We start from the raw sequence: 2,844 nt of genomic DNA on the forward strand, positions 1-2,844 counted from the left end.
TGTCCAGCCCCTACCGCAGTCTCGTGCGCAAGTGGTTCCCAAACGCAAAGATCGTCGCCGACCGCTTCCATGCCATCCGCCTGGTCTACATCCACTGCATGGAGATGATGCGGGCCATTGCCCCGGACCCTCCGGCAAACGCAGCGAAGTCTGCATTTGGAGGTGGCTGACAATGAAAAGGCATTTGATGTGAAAGCTGCGCAGTCGGAAAAAAAGACCCACCGGTTGGGACTGCTTGGCATGAAGGAACGTGCTGAAATGGTCGGAGCCCGGTTCAGTGTCGCCTCCATGACCGGGAAAGGAACCACGGTTTCCGTTCGACTGGCATTAGACAAAGCCTGCCCCACTCACGACTCACCCTCAACTACCTGAGACACATTTATGAAAACCACCATCAAAGTTATCCTTGCCGAAGATCACCTCATCGTGCGCGAAGGCATCCGCAGGCTTCTCGAAGAGGCAGGCGACTTTATCGTGGTGGCGGAAGCAGAATCCGGCCGCGAGGCCGTCAGTCAGGTCGCCCGTCTGCATCCCGACGTCGTCGTTATGGATATCGCCATGCCCCTCCTGAACGGATTGGACGCGTGCCGGCAGTTACTGGCTTCAGACCCGATCATCCGAGTGCTGATTCTTTCCGCCCACATGGACGATGCCTACGTTGAAGGCGCGATCGATGCAGGTGCAGCGGGATTCACGCTGAAACACGCGCCCGGCCACGAACTCGCCCATGCCATTCGCGAAGTCCACGCAGGCAGATTTTTTTTCAACGAGTCCATCCTCCGTCGGAGCCGCACCCTGCAAACCGGTTTGCCCGATGAAGCGTGTCCCAAAAATCGGGCGCGCCTCTCACCCGGGAAGCGGAAGTGCTCCAACTGGTCGCAGAAGGCAAGGCGAACAAAGAAACCGCCTATGAATTAGGCATCAGCATCAAGACGGTCGAAAAGCACCGCACCAACCTGATGCGCAAACTCAACATTCACGAAACTGCCGGCCTCACCCGTTACGCGATCAGCGCGGGTATCATTGAGAGCAGTGTGCAGAGAACCGAAGCCTGAAGTCAGGCTGGACACGGATTCCCCTGGCATGGCAACCAGTAGTATAGGCAGCCCCATGTCATTTTTCTAGCGTTTGCTAGTATGGATGAAGTCTTTTTATCTAGCTTCCGCCAGCGAAACCATTCGCTGCTGCGGGACGTCCCATAGTTTCAGCCGCAAACATCGCAGGACCTCCGACGGCTTCAAGCTGGTCGTTTTCGCAGACTGTAACTCGGGGATTCCTGATAAGGCTTCCGGCAAACGGTAGTATGGGATTCTGGAATTGAGGTGATGGATGTGGTGGTAGCCGATATTGGCGGTAAAGTAGTTCATCACCGCACCCATACGGCAGTAGCTGGACGATTCCAAAGCGGCGCCCTCGTAGGTCCAACCGTCTTCATCCATATAGGTGACCGTCGGGAAATTATGCTGCGAGTAGAACAAATAGGCCCCGAGCGCGCTGGCCACGACGAACGGGATAACCAGCAAAAACAAGGCAGCCATCCAGCCGAGGCAGAAGATGACAGTGGCGTAGATCGCAAGGTGCAGTATGAGCGCGTAGAGGGCGTCGCGATGTTTTGCGGGCTCGCTGATGAACGGTCCAATGCACATCGACCCGACGAAAACAGTCAAATAGCCCAACGCGATGGTTACCGGGTGGCGAATCGCAAGGTAATTGAAGCGCTCTATTCGAGAACTGTGCTGGTAACGCTCAATCGTCATCACCGGATAGGAGCCGACGAAGATAGAGTGCAGCTTGCAGTTCTTAGCATGGTGCGTGTTGTGCGAGTGCTTCCAGATACTGCTCGGGGTCATAATCAAAATCCCCCACAAGCGCATCAGGATCTCCGCGGTTTTGGAACGATCGAGGATGGCGTGGTGCTGGTGGTCGTGATAGATAACGAACATGCGCACCATCAGTAAACCGGAGAGCAAGCCGAGGCACAGCTTGAAGATAAGAATCGGCACCCAGTATGTAGCGGTGAGAGCCAGGACCAGGAAGACCAGCGTGGACAAGACAGCCGTCCAGCTACGCAGCCTATTTTCACCAGCGTATGCGCGGGTGGCGAGAATCAGTTCTTTTCCGGTTCGGGGGCTCATAATATCTTAAACGTTAAGACGCATCCGCCTTTCAAACCTCCTAAAGAACGCTATAAGCGTGATAAGGTTTAATTTGCCCAAATTGTGATGAATAGCGAACGAAAAAGGCAGATGATTGAAGGGGTGACCGGTTCGCACCTGCTCCAGACCATGCAAGCGAAAAGTGCCCGCATGCGCTTCTCTCCGGGACCATAAGCCCTCCTGCTCAACGTCGCATTTCAAAACAATTAGCAACAATTTGCGCAGCTCAGGCAATCGCCCCGCATTCCGCATGTCGAGCACCCATACCCCACCTTGCAACAAGGTCACCGATTCCGCAGAAAATCCTGAAAGCTTTCCGGCGCAGCAGTGGTGGGGTTACACCCTATAGGCACGCCGCTTATCCTGTGGTAATGTCAAGTAGGATGAGAATCCAAGTAACCATGCAAAAGCTGAAACTGATCGTCCTACTGGTATTGGTCGTGCTCGCCATCGTCCTTGTGCTCCAGAACACCGAGGCCGTGGATACGAGGTTGTTCTTCATAACTGTAACCATGCCCCGCGCAGTCCTGCTCACGTTGACGCTGTTGACCGGCTATACATCGCTCTCCATCAAAGATTGGGGACATGGAGCAATTAAGCTACCATGTCCCCGATGATTAACAAGATAGGTCTAGCAGGATACGAAGTGATCGAGGTCTCTAGCAAGGCTGATGTTTACGAGTTGCGG

General features: G+C 54.5%; 5 protein-coding genes and 1 pseudogene. 4 read left to right on the forward strand and 2 right to left on the reverse strand.

Translation table 11 applies throughout. From position 1 onward, the window contains the following. The 4 genes and pseudogenes from DDZ13_RS16055 to DDZ13_RS15960 form a co-directional block, all read left to right on the forward strand. Window positions 1–93 (forward strand): annotated as a pseudogene (locus DDZ13_RS16055) (transposase); the annotation flags it as partial. A gap of 24 nt (window positions 94–117) precedes the next feature. Further along, window positions 118–372 (forward strand): ATP-binding protein, encoded by a 255-nt coding sequence (locus DDZ13_RS15140; protein ID WP_332888902.1) that lies wholly within the window; start codon window positions 118–120, stop codon window positions 370–372. 9 nt (window positions 373–381) lie between these two features. Continuing rightward, window positions 382–918 (forward strand): response regulator, encoded by a 537-nt coding sequence (locus tag DDZ13_RS15145; protein ID WP_199221150.1) that lies wholly within the window; start codon window positions 382–384, stop codon window positions 916–918. After that, complete coding sequence (locus tag DDZ13_RS15960; RefSeq protein ID WP_199221151.1) at window positions 864–1,055, forward strand: LuxR C-terminal-related transcriptional regulator; 192 nt, start codon at window positions 864–866, stop codon at window positions 1,053–1,055. Before DDZ13_RS15145 ends, DDZ13_RS15960 begins: the two co-directional genes overlap by 55 nt. Window positions 1,056–1,151: 96 nt before the next feature. Here DDZ13_RS15960 and DDZ13_RS15150 read toward each other — a convergent pair whose 3' ends face one another. Further along, window positions 1,152–2,135 (reverse strand): fatty acid desaturase family protein, encoded by a 984-nt coding sequence (locus DDZ13_RS15150; RefSeq protein WP_110132304.1) that lies wholly within the window; start codon window positions 2,133–2,135, stop codon window positions 1,152–1,154. 446 nt (window positions 2,136–2,581) lie between these two features. After that, complete coding sequence (locus tag DDZ13_RS15575) at window positions 2,582–2,743, reverse strand: hypothetical protein (RefSeq protein ID WP_158279951.1); 162 nt, start codon at window positions 2,741–2,743, stop codon at window positions 2,582–2,584. Between the last annotated feature and the right edge of the window lie 101 nt (window positions 2,744–2,844).

Origin of the sequence: Coraliomargarita sinensis (assembly GCF_003185655.1) — a bacterium.
GTDB classification, from domain to species: domain Bacteria; phylum Verrucomicrobiota; class Verrucomicrobiia; order Opitutales; family Coraliomargaritaceae; genus Coraliomargarita_B; species Coraliomargarita_B sinensis.

Excerpts from the sequence above, each read along its gene's own strand:
- DDZ13_RS15145 (WP_199221150.1), top strand. The coding sequence starts at position 382 with ATGAAAACCACCATCAAAGTTATCCTTGCCGAAGATCACCTCATCGTG.
- DDZ13_RS15150 (WP_110132304.1), bottom strand. The coding sequence starts at position 2,135 with ATGAGCCCCCGAACCGGAAAAGAACTGATTCTCGCCACCCGCGCATAC.
- DDZ13_RS15575 (WP_158279951.1), bottom strand. The coding sequence starts at position 2,743 with ATGTCCCCAATCTTTGATGGAGAGCGATGTATAGCCGGTCAACAGCGT.